The organism is Thermoflexus sp., assembly GCF_042408815.1.
Classification (GTDB): Bacteria; Chloroflexota; Anaerolineae; order Thermoflexales; family Thermoflexaceae; genus Thermoflexus.
Genome location: NZ_JBHOQR010000024.1, coordinates 86906 through 105269 on the forward strand (window position 1 = coordinate 86906; position 18364 = coordinate 105269).

13 protein-coding genes and 1 pseudogene are annotated in these 18364 nt (G+C 66.2%); 3 read left to right on the top strand and 11 right to left on the bottom strand.

Going from position 1 to position 18364, the window contains the following annotated elements:
* Nucleotides 1-33 precede the first annotated feature (33 nt).
* From hemB to hemA, 4 genes are read right to left on the bottom strand one after another with little or no spacing between them, the layout of a single operon-like run.
* Nucleotides 34-1032: a porphobilinogen synthase gene (hemB, locus tag ACFMO3_RS07890; RefSeq protein WP_376789873.1), complete on the bottom strand. Its 999-nt coding sequence runs from the start codon at nt 1030-1032 to the stop codon at nt 34-36.
* Between the two features lie 48 nt (nt 1033-1080).
* Entirely contained in the window at nt 1081-1875 is a 795-nt protein-coding gene (locus ACFMO3_RS07895; RefSeq protein ID WP_376789874.1) for a uroporphyrinogen-III synthase, read from the bottom strand.
* Nucleotides 1872-2780 (bottom strand): hydroxymethylbilane synthase, encoded by a 909-nt coding sequence (gene hemC, locus ACFMO3_RS07900; RefSeq protein WP_376789875.1) that lies wholly within the window; start codon nt 2778-2780, stop codon nt 1872-1874. The genes ACFMO3_RS07895 and hemC overlap by 4 nt, the downstream gene beginning before the upstream one ends.
* A gap of 55 nt (nt 2781-2835) precedes the next feature.
* Nucleotides 2836-4110: a glutamyl-tRNA reductase gene (gene hemA / locus ACFMO3_RS07905; RefSeq protein WP_376789876.1), complete on the bottom strand. Its 1275-nt coding sequence runs from the start codon at nt 4108-4110 to the stop codon at nt 2836-2838.
* A 390-nt stretch (nt 4111-4500) separates the two neighbouring features.
* Here hemA and ade point away from each other — a divergent pair, with 390 nt between their 5' ends.
* Entirely contained in the window at nt 4501-6213 is a 1713-nt protein-coding gene (gene ade, locus ACFMO3_RS07910; protein ID WP_376789877.1) for an adenine deaminase, read from the top strand.
* A 56-nt stretch (nt 6214-6269) separates the two neighbouring features.
* Here ade and ppc read toward each other — a convergent pair whose 3' ends face one another.
* Entirely contained in the window at nt 6270-8999 is a 2730-nt protein-coding gene (ppc, locus tag ACFMO3_RS07915; RefSeq protein WP_376789878.1) for a phosphoenolpyruvate carboxylase, read from the bottom strand.
* A 371-nt stretch (nt 9000-9370) separates the two neighbouring features.
* Between ppc and ACFMO3_RS07920 the strand changes: the two genes are divergently transcribed.
* On the top strand, nt 9371-11143 hold the full coding sequence (locus ACFMO3_RS07920; protein WP_376789879.1) for a GAF domain-containing sensor histidine kinase: 1773 nt from the start codon (nt 9371-9373) through the stop codon (nt 11141-11143).
* Nucleotides 11144-11685: 542 nt separating this feature from the next.
* Here ACFMO3_RS07920 and ACFMO3_RS07925 read toward each other — a convergent pair.
* On the bottom strand, nt 11686-12438 hold the full coding sequence (locus tag ACFMO3_RS07925; protein ID WP_376789880.1) for a class I SAM-dependent methyltransferase: 753 nt from the start codon (nt 12436-12438) through the stop codon (nt 11686-11688).
* A 372-nt stretch (nt 12439-12810) separates the two neighbouring features.
* On the opposite strand from ACFMO3_RS07925, the pseudogene ACFMO3_RS07930 reads away from it, so the two are divergent.
* A pseudogene (locus ACFMO3_RS07930) lies at nt 12811-13002 on the top strand (MjaI family restriction endonuclease); the annotation flags it as partial.
* Nucleotides 13003-13067: 65 nt separating this feature from the next.
* Here ACFMO3_RS07930 and prmA read toward each other — a convergent pair.
* From prmA to pyrF, 5 genes are all read right to left on the bottom strand, one after another.
* On the bottom strand, nt 13068-13988 hold the full coding sequence (gene prmA, locus ACFMO3_RS07935) for a 50S ribosomal protein L11 methyltransferase (RefSeq protein WP_376789881.1): 921 nt from the start codon (nt 13986-13988) through the stop codon (nt 13068-13070).
* A 49-nt stretch (nt 13989-14037) separates the two neighbouring features.
* Nucleotides 14038-15162 carry a molecular chaperone DnaJ gene (gene dnaJ, locus ACFMO3_RS07940; protein WP_376789882.1) on the bottom strand — a complete coding sequence of 375 codons (1125 nt, stop codon included), beginning with the start codon at nt 15160-15162 and terminating at the stop codon, nt 14038-14040.
* A 49-nt stretch (nt 15163-15211) separates the two neighbouring features.
* Complete coding sequence (locus ACFMO3_RS07945; protein ID WP_376789883.1) at nt 15212-15835, bottom strand: nucleotide exchange factor GrpE; 624 nt, start codon at nt 15833-15835, stop codon at nt 15212-15214.
* Nucleotides 15836-15914: 79 nt separating this feature from the next.
* Nucleotides 15915-16877, bottom strand: coding sequence for a dihydroorotate dehydrogenase (locus tag ACFMO3_RS07950; protein WP_376789884.1), 963 nt, complete (start codon nt 16875-16877; stop codon nt 15915-15917).
* 85 nt (nt 16878-16962) lie between these two features.
* Nucleotides 16963-18357, bottom strand: a complete 1395-nt coding sequence (pyrF, locus tag ACFMO3_RS07955; protein ID WP_376789885.1) for an orotidine-5'-phosphate decarboxylase — start codon at nt 18355-18357, stop codon at nt 16963-16965.
* Between the last annotated feature and the right edge of the window lie 7 nt (nt 18358-18364).

Consider the following 18364-nt stretch of genomic DNA (forward strand, 5'->3'; position numbering starts at 1 on the left):
GATGGAAAGGTGGAAACGCCGAGATACGCATCCCTACTCGCGCAACTGGCGCGCCGCCTCCCGGGCGAAATACGTGATGATAAGATCAGCCCCTGCTCGCTTGATAGCGGTGAGGATCTCCATCACAACCCGCCTCTCGTCCAGCCAGCCCATCTGCGCCGCCGCCTTCACCATGCTGTATTCCCCACTCACGTTGTAGGCGGCAAGAGGATGATCAAAGCGCTCTCGGGCCCGCCGGATCACGTCCAGATAGGCCAGGGCCGGCTTGACCATCACGATGTCTGCCCCCTGGGCGATGTCCCGCTCGATCTCCCGCAGGGCCTCCCGCGCATTTGGGGGATCCATCTGGTAGCTCCGGCGATCGCCAAAGCGCGGGGCGGAGTCCGCTGCCTCCCGGAACGGTCCGTAGAAGGCAGAGGCGAACTTCGCAGAATAGGCCATGATCCCCACATAGGGGAAGCCGGCCTCGTCGAGGGCCTCCCGGATCGCCCGGACCTGGCCGTCTATCATGGCGCTGGGGGCCACCAGATCCGCTCCGGCGGCCGCATGGGTCAGGGCCATCCGGGCCAGAAGGGCCAGCGTGGCATCGTTGTCCACCTCCCCGTCCCGCACGACGCCGCAATGCCCGTGGTCCGTGTAGGCGCACACGCACACATCCGTGATCACTACGAGCTCCGGGGCGAGCGCCTTGATGCGGCGGATCGCCTGAGGAACCACGCTGTCCTCCGCATAAGCCTCCCGGGCCTCGGGATCCTTTCGCTCGGCCAGCCCGAAGAGCAGCACCGCCCGGATCCCCAGGCGGAGGATCTCCTCGATCTCCGCCTCCAGGCGATCGACGGTGAAGCGGAACTGACCCGGCATCGAAGGGATCGGCTCCCGAAGGTTCCGACCCGGCCGGACGAAGAGGGGATAGATGAAATCCTCCGGCGTCAGCCGGGTCTCCCGAACCAGCGCCCGCAGCCCCTCCGTGCGGCGCAGACGCCGCAACCGATCGATGGGTTCCACCCGGGTGGAGGAAAGAACCTGAACCATTCGCCACCTCCTTTCGGGTTCATGGGGATGGATGGAGGATCCACGAGCTCAACCGGCCAGGCCGGTCGCTGAGCCCCTGATCCAGCTTTCCACCAGGGCCTGGATCAGCCCGGCCTGGGTGTGCTCCCGGGCCACAGCCGCAATCGGGAAGCCCAGGGCCCTGGCTTCCGCCGCTGTGATCGGCCCGATGCATACAGCAGGCAGATCCGCCGGTCGAAGGGCTTCCTGCAGACGTTCCAGGAGCTCGGCCAGAGCACGGGCCGTCGAGGGGCTGGTGAAGGTCACCCGATGGGGCCGTGGGGTGAGGATCGCTCGCAAGACCTCCGGATCTCCGCCCAGCACCACCCGGTAAGCCGTCACTTCCACCACCTCCGCCCCACGGGCCCGCAGCCGCTCCGCCAGGTCTCGACGGGCGATGTCCGCACGAGGAAGCAGGATGCGTCGCCCCTTCACCTCCCCCAGTCCCTCCGCCATTGCCTCGGAAAGATAGACGGGGGGAAGGTAATCCACAGTCAAGCCGTAACGCTGGAGGGCCCGGGCGGTCGCTGGGCCGATCGCCCCCAGGCGCGCCCGAGCCAGATCCCGCAGCGATCCACCGGTGGATTGAAAGGCTTGCATGAAGGCATGAACCCCATTGGCGCTGGTGAAGAGGATCCAGTCGAACGCCGGAGCCTGCCGGGCTGCCTCCTCCAGCGGCCGGGGATCCTCAGGGGACCGGATGTCGATGGCCGGGAACAGCAGAGGGATCGCCCCCAGCGCCTGAAGGCGCTCCGCCAGGTCCTCTCCTGCACGGCGCGGACGGGTGATCAGCACGCGGCATCCGGCCAGCGGAAGTCGTTTCATTCCCCTGCCTCCAGCAGCATGGATCCATCCGCGGCCTTAATCCGTTCCGCCAGCGCTTCCCCCAGAGCCTCCGCGGCCTCCGCCGGCCCCTCGATCTGCCCCCGGACCCCCCGCATCCCATCCAGGGCCATCACCCGCCCTTCCAGCGTTAAGCGCTCCCCGTGGACTTCCGCATAGGCCGCGATGGGGACGCGACAGCCGCCTCCCAGGGCCCGCAGGAACGCCCGCTCCGCGATTACAGCCCACCAAGTCGGGAGATGGTTCAGACGCCCCACCAGGGCCAGGGTTGAGGCATCGTCCGCCCGGACCTCCACCGCAATGGCGCCTTGGCCGGGGGCGGGAAGCACCTGCTCCAGGGGGAAGATCTCCGCGATCTTCTCGCCCCATCCCAAGCGGATCAGCCCGGCCACCGCCAGCACGATGGCTTCGTAATGTCCTTCCTCCAATCGCCGCAACCGGGTATCCACATTGCCAACCAGTGGAAGGTAAACCAGGTCCGGCCGCAGCGCCCGCAGCTGGGCCGTGCGTCGGGGGCTGCCGGTCCCCACCCGCGCCCCCGATGGCAGCGTTGCCCAGGTCCATCCATTCCGGGCAATGAGCGCCTCGCGGGGATCCTCCCGCTCCAGCACTGCGGCCAGCCGCAGCCCGGACACCGGATCCGTAGGGAGGTCCTTCAGGCTGTGCACCGCTAGATCGATCTCCCCCTTTAAGAGCGCGTGCTGCAGCTCCTTGACGAAAGCCCCCCGCACCTCCCGTTGCCCACGATCGCCGCTGGTGCGGATGATCACGATTTCCAGGGAAAGCTCCGGGTCCAGAGCCCGCAGCCTCTGAAGGACCTGCTCGGTTTGCGCCCGGGCGAGGGCACTGCCTCGCGTGCCAACGCGCAATGGGCGTGGGCCGCGCATTGGACCCTCCATCGCGAGCAATCTCCACCCGCCCGGAGGCAACCGCCGGCAACTATCACTCCCCCCAGGCGGGTGGGATCGCGCCCCCCGCATCCCCTTCTTTTTCCCAAAGCACCCGCAGCCGCTGAAGCGCGTAAGGATCCTCCGCGATCCCTTTCAAGCCCACCATCTGCAAATGGAGGAGCTTCTGGACCAGGCGATGGGCGAACTGCTCAATCCGAGCCCGCTGGGTGGGGGTCAGCTCCCCAAGCTTGGGCCAGAGCCATTCCAGCTCCTGTCGCCGGAGCGCATCGGCGCGCCGCTGCAGCTGCGCGATCACCGGCCCGACCTGGCGGCTCCGCCACCACCGTTCCCACTCCGTCACCGCTTCCGCCACCATCTCCTCCGCCCGAGCGATGGCCTCCGCCATACGTTCCCGATACCGGGCGTTGAGGGACTGCAGATCCTCCAGGCGGATACAATGAACTCCAGGCGTCAGCGGTCCATCAAGGCCCACATTGGGCGGCGCCCCCAGATCGACCAGCCAGAGCGGCGTTCCACCGCGAGCGGCGATGATCCCTTGCAGATCCGGCGCCGAAAGGATCGGTCGAGGGGTGGCCAGGGCGAGAAAGGCCACATCCACCCGGATCAGATCCGCTGTGAGATTCATCAATGGGCCCGCTTCCCCGCCCACCTGCTCGGCCAGGGCGCGGGCTCGTCCCAGCGTTCGGCTGAGCACCCGTATCCCAGCAGGTCGATAGCGAAGGAGGACATGCGCGATCTGGGTGCCCATCGTTCCGGCCCCGGCGACCAGGATCTGCTTTCCTTCCAGGGAGATCCGACGGTGGACTTCCTGGACCGCCAGAGTGGCCAGCGATACAGGGAGGCGGCCGAGCTCCGTCTGGGCGCGAACCGCCCGGCCCAAGGCCAGGGCGCGCTCCAGCAGCGGGCCCAGGATCGGCCCGGCCGCTCCCGCTTCCCGGGCGATGGCCAGGGCGTTCCGGATCTGACCGAGGATCTCGGTCTCCCCAACCGCCGTGGAATCCAGGCCGGCGGCGACCCGAAATAAATGGGCGGCCACCGCTCGGCCCACCCAGAGAACGGGGGATCGGCCGGGAAGAGCGCGGCGCAGGAAGGCCACCGCCTCCTCCAACGGACCGACACCATAGATCTCCAGACGCTCGCAGGTGCTCAGCACGACCCCTTCCCTCATCCCCAGGGCCCGAAAGGCCGCCAGCCGCTCCCGCACCTCCTCCGGCGGAAGCCCCAGCCACGCCGCCAAACCCTCAAGCCCTTCCCGTCGATGGAAGCCGATCCCGAATAACCCGGCTTCCGCCACCGTTCCGAACATCCCAGGCCACCCCTTCCCCATCAATCAGGCAAAATTCTACATTTATCTTAGTTAATGTGTCAAGATCACGAAGAATTATTTGGATTTCGTGGTCCGGATTCAGCGCCCTCTGATGACCGTATGGCGCCTGCGGGCTGAGGGTGGGGGGAGGGAATGGGCGAGGTTCCTCGAGAAGAAAGAGCGGTCCGCCGGCCCGGCCGAACCCTAGCTGTCCACAGGGTTATGGAAACGCCTTGCTCGCCTCCGATCCGGCATTTCTCTCTTATAATATTTTCAAATACGTGGGATCTCCTTTTCGAGGACGCTGGAGGGATACCTATCAAGGATACAGGGGGAAGGGCCGTCCCCCGGATTGGCGCACCACCTCTCCTTCTCGAAGGAGGATCGCTTATGGAGCTCGCCCATCGGATCCGCCTGGCGCGCGGTCAGGAGCCGGCCGACTTGCTCCTCAAAGGAGGACGCCTGATCGATGTGTTTACCGGGGACATTTATGAAGCGGATATCGCGATTCACAGTTCATGGATTGTGGGCATCGGCGAGGGCTACACGGCCCGGGAGGTCATCGATCTGAAAGGCCGCTTTGTGGCTCCCGGATTCATCGATGCCCATGTTCACATCGAAAGCAGTATGGTTCCCCCACCCGAGTTCGCCCGCGCCGTCGTCCCCCGGGGCACCACCACCGTGATCATTGATCCCCATGAGATTGCCAACGTCCTGGGCCTGGATGGCATCCGCTATATGCTAAACGCCGCCAAATACAACCCCCTGAGTGTTTTCGTGATGCTGCCCTCGTGTGTCCCAGCCTCCCCTATGGAGACGGCAGGGGCCGCCCTTTACTGGTATGATCTCCAGCCGCTGCTTTCCAGCCCCTGGGTGCTGGGGCTGGCGGAGATGATGAACTATCCGGGGGTGATCAACGGCGACCCGGTGGTGCTGGACAAGCTCCGAGCCTTCGCCCACGGGATCCGCGATGGCCACGCCCCGCGGCTCACCGGCCGGGACCTGGTGGCCTATGTGGCGGCGGGGATCACCTCGGATCACGAATGCACGACGGCCGAGGAGGCCCGGGAGAAAGCCCGGCTCGGGATGTATGTTTTCGTCCGCGAATCCTCCGTGGCCCGCAACCTAGCGGACCTGCTTCCCGCCATCACCCCGGCGAACAGCCGCCGCTTTTGCTTCTGCACCGACGATCGCCATCCCCTCGATCTGCTGGACGAAGGCCATATCGATTTCCTGATCCGCAAAGCGGTGCATCTGGGCCTGGATCCCGTCATCGCGATTCAGATGGCTACCCTGAACCCGGCGGAGCATTTCCGGCTCCACGATCGGGGCGCCATCGCTCCGGGTCGGGTCGCCGATCTGGTGGTGTTCTCCGATCTTTACGACCTCCGCCCGGAGCTCGTTTTCCGCCACGGGGTCTTAGTCGCAGAGAATGGACGGCCGCTCTGGCAGCCGGTCAGCCGGAGGGTAGACCTGCCGAGCACCATGAACATCGCCTGGGATCGAATCCAGTTTCGGATCCCGGCCCGGGGTCGCCGGATCCATGTGATCGGGGTGATCCCCGATCAGGTGATCACGCCGCATCTGATCGAGGACGCCCGCATCCTCGACGGCGATGCGGTGGCGGATCCGGAGCGGGATCTGCTGAAGATCGCCGTGATCGAACGCCACCGGGCCACCGGGCGGATGGGCCTCGGGTTTGTGAAGGGAATGGGATTGCGGCGGGGCGCGCTGGCTTCCTCGGTGGCCCACGATCACCACAATATCGTGGTGATCGGGGCCGATGATTCCTCGATGATGACAGCGGTTCGGGCGGTGGCGGAGACCGGCGGGGGCGTGGCGGTCGCCGACGGCGAGCGGGTGCTGGCCCGGGTTCCGCTTCCTATCGCCGGGCTGATGTCCGATCGGCCTATTGAAGCCGTCCGCAAGCAGATGGAAGAGGTGCTGGAGGCCGCTCGGGCCCTGGGGAGCGAGCTTCCCAACCCCCTGATGACCATGAGCTTCCTGGCCTTGGAGGTGATCCCAGAGCTGAAGATCACAGACCTCGGCCTGGTGGATGTCAACCGGTTCGAGCAGATCCCCCTATTCGTAGAAGAAGCGTGAAAGAAGGGCGGGAGGGGTGGGCGGACCGCGAAGGTGCCCGCCCACCCGGCCTTTCTTTACCCTGTGGTGCGCAACCCGGCCGCGACCCCCTGAATGGTGAGCCACAGGGCCTCCCGCAGTCCCTCCGCCTCTGGCTGTTCCCGCCAGCGCCGAAGCAAAAGGATCTGGATGAAGTTCAGGGGATCCACGTAAGGGTTTCGCACCTGGATCGAGCGCTTCAGCCATGGGATGTCCTCCAGGAGATCGGGCAAACCCATGATGCGCAGAATCACCCGCCGCGTTCGATCGTATTCCCCCTCGATCCGGGACCAGATGGCCTCGCGGACGGATGCGTCGGGGACCAGCTCGGCATAGGCCCGGGCGACCCCTAGATCGGTCTTCGCAAGGGCCAGGGCTGCATCCGCCAGGACCACCTGGAAGAACGGCCAGCGGCGGGCCATCTCCTCCAGTAGCGACCAGCCGGAGGCCCCTTCCGCCCGCACGAAGGCTTCCACGCCGCTCCCCAATCCGAACCACCCCGGAAGCAGATGGCGGCTCTGGGTCCAGGAAAACACCCAGGGGATCGCCCGCAGATCTTCCAATCGCCGCTCCGGACGCCGGCGGGCGGGGCGGGAGGCGATGGGGAGCTCCTCGATGCCATCGATGGGCGTCGCATGTTCAAAATAGGTGAGAAAGCCAGGGGTCTCCAGGAGCTCCCGATACGCGCGGTAAGCCGCCTCGCTCATCCGCTCCATCGCTTCCACCCATGCGGCCTCCGGCTCCGGGGAAGGCAGGGCGGAGACCAGCAGCGTCGCCCATAGGACCTGTTCCAGATGGCGGTAAGCGATCTGCGGATCGTCGTAACGTTCCGCCAGCACCTCGCCCTGCTCGGTCATGCGCAGGCGACCGCCCACCGCGTCGGGCGGAAGGCCCAGGATGCTCCGGGCCGCCGGGCCGCCGCCCCGCCCCAGGGCCCCGCCCCGCCCATGGAAGAAGGTGAGGGTGACCCCATGGGCGCGGGCCACCCGAACCATCTCCGCCTGGGCCCGATAAAGACCCCAGACGGCGGCCAGATATCCGCCATCCTTGGTGCTATCGGAGTAGCCGATCATCACCACCTGATGATCCCCCTGGCGGCTCAGATGCTCTCGATATGGAGGCAGGGAAAGCATCCGATCCAGGATCCCGGGCGCTCCCCGCAGTGTGGAGATGGTCTCGAATAACGGCGCAACCCGGAAGAACTCCGGAGGGGCTGAAAGGCCATTGGCGCCGGCCATCAGCCAGAGCACGGCCAGCACATCCGCCGGGCTGTGGGCCATGCTGATGATATACGGCCCCAGGGCCTCGGGGCCGTAGGCCTGGGCGGCCTGATGGATCAGGCGGAACACCGCGAGGACCTCCGCCGTCTCCGGCGATGGGGCCGTCCGCTCTATCAGCTCCGCCGCGCGAGGGAACGTCTCCCTCAGAAGGGCGATCCGCTCTTCCTCGGAACACGGCAGATCGTTCGCTACTCCTGCGGCTCGAAGCACCTCGGCGATCGCTTCCGCATGGCGTCGCGCTTCCTGACGCACATCCAAGCGGGCGATATGGAACCCAAACACCTGAGCCTGAATCCACCAGTCCCACAGGAAGCCCTCAGCGATGCGCTCTCCACGGCCTTCCCGCAGGCTCTCCCGCATCCGCTCCAGATCCTCCACCAGTTCCCAGGCGGACCGATAGGCGCCTTCTGGAGGCGGATCACCCGTTAGAGGGTCCCAGCGCAGGGTCTGTTCCAGGCGCCAGGCGATCACACCGATCCACCGGCGATATCCCTCATACGGGGAGAGACGGGAAAGGCGCTCCTGCAGGGCCGGCCACCGCGCTTCCGCCTCCGCCAGGGCTTGAGCGAGCGCGGAGGAGATCGGAGCCTGGCGCGTGGAGACCCCCAGGGCGATGAAGAGGTCACGAGCCTGCTGAAGATGAAGGGATAGAGCGACCTGGCGGTGGCGTTTCAGGGTCTGCGCTGTCACCTCCGCGGTCACCCGGGGGTTTCCATCCCGATCCCCTCCGATCCATGAGCCGAAGCGCAGGAAGATCGGCATCCGATCTCCCAGCTCCGGATAGGTGGCCCGGAGGGCCTCCCGAACATCCCGATACAGTCGGGGGGTGAGAGACCACAACGTTCGGACGAAGAAGGATAGGCCATTCTCCACCTCGTCCATCACGGAGGGACGGCGCACCCGCGTCAGGTCCGTCTGCCAGAAGGTGGTGAGCTCCGCCCGCAGGCGCCGGAGCAGCTCCTCCCGCTCCCGGGGCAATCGATCGGGCGCATCCAGTTCGGTCAGAATCCCCCGGATCCGGCCTAGGATGCCCCGCACGGTCCGCCGTTTGGCTTCCGTCGGGTGGGCGGTAAACACCGGCTCGATGGAAAGCGCCTCGAGAACCGCGCGCATCGAGGTGGGAGAGATCCCAGCAGATCGGAGCCGGTGGAACGCCTCGGCGATCGATTCGGGTCGAGGCTGGGGGTGCACCGCCTGCTCCCGCGCCCGCAGCACCCGCACCCGATGACGATCCTCCGCGAGGTTGGCCAGGTCGAAGAAGATCGTGAACGCCCGGGCGATGACATGGAGCTTAGGCAGCGTCAACTCCTCGAGGAGCGCCCGGAGCGCCCTCTCCGCCTCCGCATCCCCGGCCCGGCGGGCCCGGGCCAGCTGTCGGACCCGTTCCTCCAGCTCAAAGCCCTCGAGCCCGGCCTGCTCCCGGATCACCTCGCCGAGCAGATCCCCTAAAAGATGGATGTCCCGTCGAAGCGGCTGATCGCTGATCATCGAGGCCTGAACTCCTCCCTAACTTGGGGATGCGATTTTCAGGGGGAAGGGTCCCCACGCCGTCCCCACCATCCTCCTCCGCCCGCGACAGGACCGCACAGGAGGGGAATGAGCTTCCCCGCCCAAAGGTTCGGACCACGTCGCTGGGATATCCAGCTTGTTCTCATATTGTATCGAGTTTCGGCTGAATCCGTCCGGAAGTTGGGGAGCCCCGCCCAGCAGCCCTCAAACTCCCCGAAGAACGGGAGCCTCGCTGGGGAAAGCGGAGATGCGCTCCCCCCGAAACCTCTGGCCGATTCCGCCGCTTTCGATTACGATTAGCTCAGAACAACATCCGATGAAACCCAGTGCCCGGAGAGGAATGAGGATCTATGAAAACACGACCGGTGTCGCCCGCGCCCATAGATGCTGCCCAGGTGGAATGGGTGCTGGGCAACCTGCGCTGGTTGCTGATCGCGGCGATGGCCTTAACGGCGGCCTTGAACCGGGGCGCATGGCAGGCCTCTGAAACGGCCTTTCTTGCCCTCTTTCTGTTGACAGGCTTTTACAATCTTCTGGTCCTCCTGGCCCTGGTCTTCGTGCGCTCTCCTCTGCCCCTCCCGGGCATCACGCTGGCCGGCGATGTGCTGATCACCCTTTCCTTCATCGCGATCACCGGCGGCCTGAACAGTCCCCTGTTTTTCTTCGCTTTCCTCCCCATCCTCACCGCGGCCCTCCGGTTCAACTGGTGGGCAGGGGAGCTGGTCACCCTTGGCCTGGTGGGAGGATTGGTCCTCTGGGAATGGATCCGGACCCGGTCTGTCTTGGTTTTCCCCTCCTTTTTCGTCCATGGCAGCGTTCTTGCCCTGGGCGCATTGCTGGCCGGGGCGGTGGGCGATCGCCTGAAACGGGAGATCCTGCGGGAGCTTCATCTGCGGGAGCTAGCCCAGCAGCGTTTGCTTGCCCAGGCCCGCCAGCAGCTCCAGGGGATCTTCGAGCTGGCCGCCGCCCTGGGGCAGATGCGGCGGATCGAGGAGATCCTCCACGCCACCCTCGAGGTCAGCGAGAGCTTGTTCCGGGGAAGCGGCTATCCTGCTCCGCCCATGTTCATCGCTCTCCTGGACCCGGAGGGTTTGCAGGTGGCGGCTGCCCGACGCTTGCCGCTCCGGGACGAGCGAATTCGCCTGCATGGCGTCGCCGGGGCGATCCGGGAAGCGCTGGAAAGCGGGGAGGCCACGCTCTGTTCGAATCCGGCCCAGGATCCAGAGCTCGGGCGGCTGGTGGTGATGCGCGTCGCCCAGGCCGCTCTGCTTCTGCCACTGGGGATCGGCCCGGAGCGCTATGGCGTCCTGGTGATCGGCAGCCTGGACCCCCAGGCTCTCACGGGCGAGCGTCGGGATTTGCTACGGCTCATCGCAATCCAGGCTTCCATTGCGTTGCAGAACGCCCTGCTTTACCACACCCTCCAGCAGGAGAAGGAGCGCCTGGTGGATGTGGAGGAAGAGGCCCGGCGACGGCTGGCCCGGGAGTTGCACGATGGCCCCACTCAGAGCGTGGCCGCCCTGGCAATGCGGCTGAATTTCCTCCACAAGCTGTTCCAGCATGATCCCGCGCAGCTTCCTTCCGAGCTGGAGAAAGCGGAACGGATGGCCCGCCAGGCCGTTCAGGAGCTGCGCCAATTCCTCTTCCGATTGCGGCCGTTGATCCTGGAATCCCAAGGGTTGGTGGCAGCCCTCACCCATCTGGCTGAACGGTTTCAGGAAACGGAGCCCTTCGCAATCCACGTCGAGGCGGACCCGCGGGTGGATCAGGCCCTGGACCCCAACGCGAAGGGGCTGGTGTTTTCTATTATTGAGGAGGCCCTGAACAACGCCCGCAAGCATGCCGAGCCCCAGAATGTGTGGATCCGCGTGAAAGTGGAGGGCGATCAGCTCCAAGTGAGCGTGGAGGATGATGGGCGGGGATTCGACCCCCAGGCGTTGCGGGCGGACTACAGCCGTCGGGGCAGCCTGGGGATGCTCAGCATGATGGAGCGGGCTGAGCTACTCGGCGGGGAATTGCAGGTGGAATCCGCCATCGGTCAGGGCACCCGCGTCCGGCTTCAGGTCCCATTGCCCGGCGCCGCCCTCGATGCAAAGGCTTCCGCCCGGGAGGAAGCCCGATGAGCCGCTGGACCCCGGCCATGCTGCTGGGTATGCTGACGCTGATGGCGGAAATCGCTCTCCCGGCCCTTCGGTGTCGAATCCCTCCAAGGGGAAAACCCCTGCTGGAGATCAGCGCGCCGCTCATCGCGGGGCCGCTTCCGCTGGGCCTTGTGTTGGGGGCGGGATGGATCAGCCTGCGGGAAGCGGGGCTGGTGGGGCCGCTCCGCTTCGCCCCCGGGGCGTTGCTGGGATGGCTTCCCGCGGATTGGGTCCGGGGTATCGGGCTGGCCGGCCTTTATGGAGGATGGACGCTGCTGGCCCTCTGGGGCTCTGGCCTCTGGAGGCCATGCCCGGTCCCGTGGAGCGAAAGGCTGGAGGAAGCCTTCACGGCCCTGGCCCGGGAGGCCCTGCTGGCCCTGGGGCGAGGGATCCTGATCGCGGCATGGTTTCCTCAAAATCCCCTTCCGGCCGCCTGGGTGGCCTTCGGGGTCTGGTGGGGCACGCGGCGGAAGTTCGGAAGCGATCCGGAGGTGGCCCAGAGGCCGGCGATCTGGGGGAGTGCGCTAACATCCACGGCCCTGTTCGGCCTCACCGGCCATCTCTGGCTCAGCGCAGCGCTCCATGCCCTGGTTGCCGCGCTGCTCGCCGGGCCCAAAACGCCCCCCGCCCCTCAGGGGTTCTCGGTCCTTACGGACCGCGATCATTCCCTGTAAATGCCAGGGCCCATCCCAACCGGACCATTCTTGAAACGCCAGGCCGGCCTCCTGAGCCCGGAGACGGAAAACCTCCAGGAAGGAACCCTCTCCCCGGGGTTGGGTCGTCCATCGGTAGAGGATCCGGAGTATTCCCATAAGAAGGCCTGGCCCCGCAGGCCAGGCGCCGAGCAGCACTACGAACCGACCGCCCGGCCGCAACACGCGGGCGGCCTCCTGCCAGGTGGCGGGCTCCAGGACGAAAGGAGCCGGGAAAGTGCTCACCACGGTATCGAAAGTTTGGTCGGAAAAGGGCAGAGCCTGCGCTCGACCCTGGACCAGAGGGATCGCGAAGCCCGTTCGCCGCTGCGCCCGGCGGGCCATCGGGAAGGAAAGATCCAGCCCAACCGGGCGGAGGCCCCGATGAGCCATGGCCGCCAGCAGATGACCCGGGCCCTGGCCGATCTCCAGCACCCGCATCCCTTCCACGTGCTCCAACGCCGAGATTGCCCATTTTGTCCAGCGCCCGGCCGAGACCAGGGCGGCAATCCCCTCATAGGCCCAGGATCCCTCGTGATAGAGCCAGCGGAAGAACGCCTGCATCAGCGCGGAGATCCATCCCATGAACCCACCCCCGGATGATGAGGTTTTCCGGGCCGGGATCATCGCTCCGGGCGAGGCGATCGGCTTCAATTAGGGGCGATCATATGACAGAAGAAAACCACGATGCGCCCCACGGGCGGGGCCGTCGTGATGGACTCCTTTCCATATCCCCCGAACGGGATCGTGGGGCTGGATGATGAATTCATCCTCTTGTTCAAGAAACCGGGTCGATCGGAATGGCCTCCGTTGGAGATCCGGGAGGCTTCCCGGTTGGCCCGCACGGATCCTCCGGCGGGAGCAGGGGCTGCCGCCGGTCGATCCGCCCCCAGATGACCAGCCCCGGGTGAAGGAGGCTCAGCCACTGGTGGATCCAGGGCTCTTGCGCTTCGACAAGGAGGCTATGTTCGGCCTCGCTATGTGGGCCGACAGGCCGAATCGATCCGCGCGTGCGCCCCTCGCACCCTCAAGGAGTGGGAACGTTATTACTTCGATAACGTTCGTCCAGAAGGCCCCCTGCTGGGTCGTGATATGCGGGAGCATCTTAAGGAGGTCGCCCGAAGGCTCTACGTGAGGACCCGCATTTAGAAGAGGCGGTAATCGGGGATATCCGGAAAGAGCTCCAGCGGCTTGGCTGAGAGGCGGGCGTTTGGTCATCCAAAGCGCCTCCGTCGTGCTCCCAGCGCGACCCAGCTTTCCTCGATCCAGCGGCGCGTCACGGTGAGGCCGGTGGCCTCCAGGGCCCGGCGGACGGCTTCCTCCTGTTCCCCGTGGAAGAACCCGGAGACCACCAGCCAGCCCCTCGGTTGCAACAACTCCACGATGCCCCGCTCGCAGAAGCTGCAGATCACCGGGGCCACGATATTCGCCACAACTCCATCGAAGCGTTCGCCCAGGGCACGGGCCTCCTCCAGGGAACCCCGCATTACCACCACGCGATCCGCCACCCGATTGCGAATCATGTTCTCCTGCGCCACCTGCACCGCCACCGGATCGACGTCCAGAGCCCAGACCCGGGCGGCACCCCGCCGGGCCGCCGCGATCGCCAAGATCCCGGAGCCCGTACCTAGATCCAGAACCCGATCCCCTGCTCGCACCCACTCCGCGATGGCCTGGAGGCACATCCGTGTGGTGGGATGGGTGCCCGTCCCGAAGGCCATCCCGGGATCCAGTTCGATCAGCAGATCGCCCGGCTCCAGCCGCGCGGTCCGCCAGCTGGGCCGGATCACAAAGGGGCCCACCCGCAAGACATCATAGTGGGCCTTCCATGCCTCCTCCCACATGGTCTCATCCAGCTCCCGGAACTGGGGCGGCGGGAAGGGGAGGACCTGACGCAGATGCCAGAGTCCCTCCTCGATGCGCTGCCGCGCCGTTTCCCAATCCCCGGTCATCGGCAGGTAGACCCGGAGGGTGAGGATCGGTGGGGGCAGGCGGGGACGCTCCCAATCGGTGTCATCGGTCTCGATGGGGCCATAATCATAGGCAATGCCATGAGGGGCATAACGGGAGAGCACCTCTGCGATATTGTCCGCCAGCTCCGTGGGCACCCGCACCGAGATCTCCAGCCAGCGCATCGGACAAACCCTCTGCCGGTTTCCGCCGATCCCGCAGAGCACGGAAGCGTTACCCGCCGAGAAGCTCCCGCAGGCGCTCCAGGAACCCCTTCTCCGGTTTCTGCACGCCGCCCTCCGGTAAGGTGCGGGCCAGCTCCTGGAAGAGTTTCCGCTGTTGCGGGGTCAGACGCGTCGGGATCTCCACCTGGACCACCACCAGCAGATCCCCTCGCCCATTGCGGCGCAAGTGAGGGATGCCTCGGCCTCGCAGGCGGATCACATGGCCCGGCTGGGTGCCCGGCGGGATCTCCACCGTCTCCTCCCCTTCCAGGGTGGGCACCCGGATCCGATCGCCTAGGGCGGCCTGAGCGACGTTCACGGTGACCTGGACGATCAGGTCATCCCCCCGACGGCGGAAATACGGATGGGGCTGGACTTTCACCTGAACATAGAGATTGCCCGGCGGCCCGCCGTTTTCCCCGGGCTCTCCCTCGCCCGGCAGCCGGATCTGCATCCCATCGTCCACCCCCGCTGGGATCCGCACCGCGATCCGACGGCGGGTGAGCACCCGCCCTTCCCCATCGCACTCTCGACATGGAGAGGCAATCACTTCCCCTGTCCCCCGACAGGTCGGGCACGAGGTGACCTGGACGAAGGAGCCCAGGAATGACTGGCTCACCCGCCGAACTTCCCCTAGCCCTCCACAGGTAGGGCAGCGAGTGGGGCCTGTCCCGGGCTCCGCGCCAGATCCCCGACAGCGAGGGCATGGCTCGTTGCGCATCACCTCGATCTCCTTCTCCCCCCCTAGCGCCGCCTCTTCGAAGGTCAACGTCACCTCCGTCTGGAGGTCCGCCCCCCGTCGGGGGGCCCGGCGCATCCGAACCCGCGGCCCGAAGCCGAAGAGATCCTCAAACAGGTCCGCAAACAAATCCGTGAAATCCGCCGGCTCCGGGCGGACCCCTCGGCTCTCCAGGCCGGCATGACCATACATGTCATAGATTCGCCGCTTCTCCTCGTCGGAGAGGACGGCGTAGGCCTCATTGATCTCTTTGAACTTTTCCTCGGCGTCCGGAGACTTGTTCACATCCGGATGATATTGGCGGGCCAGACGGCGATAGGCTTGTTTGATCTCCTCCAACGTGGCGTTTCGCGGGACGCCGAGGATCTCATAGTAGTCCTTGCGGGATGCGCTCATGGAGCCTCACTCTGATGTCGGACCACTGTTCACAGTTGTGCCACCGGCGTTATATCCCTGTCTTCCCTTCCGATTCGTCCCCTGGAGCCTCAGGCACAGACTCAACCTTGCGGGCCACCTTCACCAGGGTGGGGCGGAGCACCCGATCGCCCAGCTTATAGCCTTTCTGCAGCTCCTCCACGATCTGACCATCCTCAAAGCCCGGCACGGGTTCGTAAAGCACCGCTTCATGCAGCATGGGATCAAAGGGATCGCCCGGTTTCACCTCGATAGGCTGCACCCCTTCAGACTCCAGGGCCAGCTGCAGCTTGCGGTAAATCAGAGCAACCCCTTCCACCCAGGTCAGATGACGTAGGTTGTCCGGAAGGGTCTGCAGGGCCCGCTCGAAGTCGTCCATGATCGGCAGGAGCTTGCGGATGAACAGCGCCGTCGCCTCCGCAGCGAACTGCGCCCGCTCAGCCTCCACCCGCTTGCGATAGTTGGCGAAGGCGGCCCGCTCCCGCTGCCAGCCCTCCAGGTATTCCTGAGCCTGCGCCCGCGCCGCCTCCAGCTCCTTCTTTAACGTCTCGAGCTGGTCCATCAGCGAGGCTTCTGCTTCCGCCACCGCCGCCTCCTGGGGCGTCGGCGAAGCCTGTCCCTCTTCCGGTTGCCGAACCACACCATGCTCCTCCACGGTTCCACCTCCATCCCTTCGAGCTATCCAGCGCCGCAGGTAGCAGAACTCCTAATTATTTTATCCCAGATCCGGCCCCTCATTCCCGATGCGCCTGGCCGCGGATCTCCTGCAGGCACCGGACGCCGTGGGCTTTCATCCATTCCTCCATTTCCCTCCGGATAGCCTGGAAGGCTCCCAGCCCGCGATAGGCCACCGCCGAGCCCACGCCCACCGCCGTCGCCCCCGCCATGAGCATCTCGATGGCATCTTCCCCGGTGAGGATCCCACCGGTGCCAATGATGGGGATGCGCACCGCCCGGGCGATCTCGTAAACACATCGGACGGCGATCGGCTTGAGGGCGGGCCCCGAGAGGCCCCCCTCGCGGTTGGTGAGGATCGGCCGGCCCGCCTCAATGTCGATCACCATCCCCGGCATCGTGTTGACGGCAGTGATGGCATCCGCGCCCGCCTCCTCCGCCGCCCGGGCGATGCGAGCAATGTCCGGCACGTTGGGGGACAGCTTGGCGATGACCGGGCAGGACACCGCCGCCTTCACCGCCGCCACGGCCTCCGCCGTGGCCCGGGGGCTGGCGGCGAACATCTCGCCGTATTCCGCCGCCACGTTGGGACACGAAAGGTTCAGCTCGATCATATCCGGCGCGGCCGCCGTTAGGATCCGCGCGACCTCCACAAACTCCTCCACGCTGGCGGCGAAGACACTGGCGATCAGGGGAACGCCCATGGCGGCCAGCTCAGCCCGGGCCTCCTGGAGGATAGCGGCCATCCCCTCGGCCCCCGGGTTGGTCAGGCCCACCGCGTTGATGAGTCCGTGCCCCCAATCGAGAAGGATCGGGCTGGGATGCCCGGCCCGGGGAAGCCGGGTGGCCGACTTGGCAGTGATGGCCCCGGCCCCCAGGCGGGCCAGGCGGACCATTAGCGAAGCGCTGGTCCCCAGGATCCCGGAGGCCAACACCAGCGGGTTCGGCAGATGCACCCCCGCGATCTCACAGGAAAGATCCAACGAGGAGGCCCATTCGGATTCCACCGGATGATCCCCCATCCAGGACACTCCATACTGGGGATTCGTAACGATCTGCCTGATCGGACCTCCGTAGGTGGCAGTCTGGCCTCATCCATCGCGTTCCTCACCCCGAGGCCGAAGGGGCTGGCCTCAGCCCCAGAGCCTTTCGGATCCGATCCCCTTCGGCCGAGGGGATTTTCCCCTCTATGACCAGGGCATCCAGCAAAGCAGTAAGGGTGGCAACCGCATGGACCCGATAGCCGGCGGCCTCCAGCTCCTGTCGTCCCCCCTGCTCTCGATCCACCAGGACCACAATGTCGGTGACCCGTAAGCCTGCCTCCTCCAGCGTCTGGATCACCTCTCGCTTGCTGGCCCCGGTCGTCAGCACATCGTCCAGGATCACCACCGTCTCCCCGGGATGGAAGTCCCCCTCAATTCGCTGGGCGGTTCCGTAGGTCTTCGCCTCCTTCCGCGGATACAGCAGAGGACGCCCGATCCGGAGCGCCACCGCGGTCCCGATCGGCAGCGCGGCGTAGGGAATGGCCGCCAGGCGATCGAACGTGAGGCGCTCCAGAAGGGCCGCATACATTCCAGCCACCCGCTCCAACAATTGAGGGAAGGCCACAAGGCGACGCAGATCTAGATAGATCGGCGACCGCTGGCCCGACTTGAGGACGAACTCCCCGAAGCGGATGCAGCCGGTTTCATACAGCCAGCGGGCCAGGGTGCGGGGGACAACGGAAGGAGAGGACATCCCCTGCAGGCGCTCGATGAGAAATCGGGCCGCTGCGCCCGGGTCCGACGCCTCCAGGATCTCCCGGGAGGCGGCGATCAGGGCCGGGGGACCGGCGAGGATCCGCACGGTTTCCGGATCCCCCCCTTGAGGCCCAACCCCCGGGATCAGGAACCAGCGATCGGGGGCCATACGGCGCAGGGCGGCCAGGGCCCCCGAAGCCGTCGCCCCAACCACAAAGCCGATCCGCTCGCTCCCAGGCCAGCCCTGGACCTGACGGGCCAGGGCCTGATAGAAGGGCTCCCCCCCAACCTGTAGCTCCTGCACGGCCTCCGCACCCGGGTTCGAGGTCCGGATCAGAAGGAAGATCCCCCGGCCCTCCCGGCTCAGAAACGGGCGTAATGCCTCCGGACCCAGGAAAGGGCTCAGCGTCACCGCGTCCGCTCGCAGGACATCGAAAGCGAACTGGGCATAGGCCTCGGCGGTCCACCCGATATCCCCGAACTTCCCATCCAGGATCACCGGGATCTCCGGCGGGATCGCCGCCCGAACTGCCCGCAAGCTCTCCAGACCGGAAACGCCCAGGGCCAGGTAGAAGGCCAGGTTGGGCTTGTAGGCCGCAGCGAACTCCGCGGTGGTTTCAATCACCCAGCGCAGGAAGGCCAGGGTCGGATCCGGATGCTGGCGCGCCCATCCTGGAAGGCGCGCCGGCACCGGATCCAAGCCCACGCACAGTCCCAGCCGGGCTGGCCCGGTCCGCGCGCCCAATCGGTCGAAGAACTCCATGGCCGAT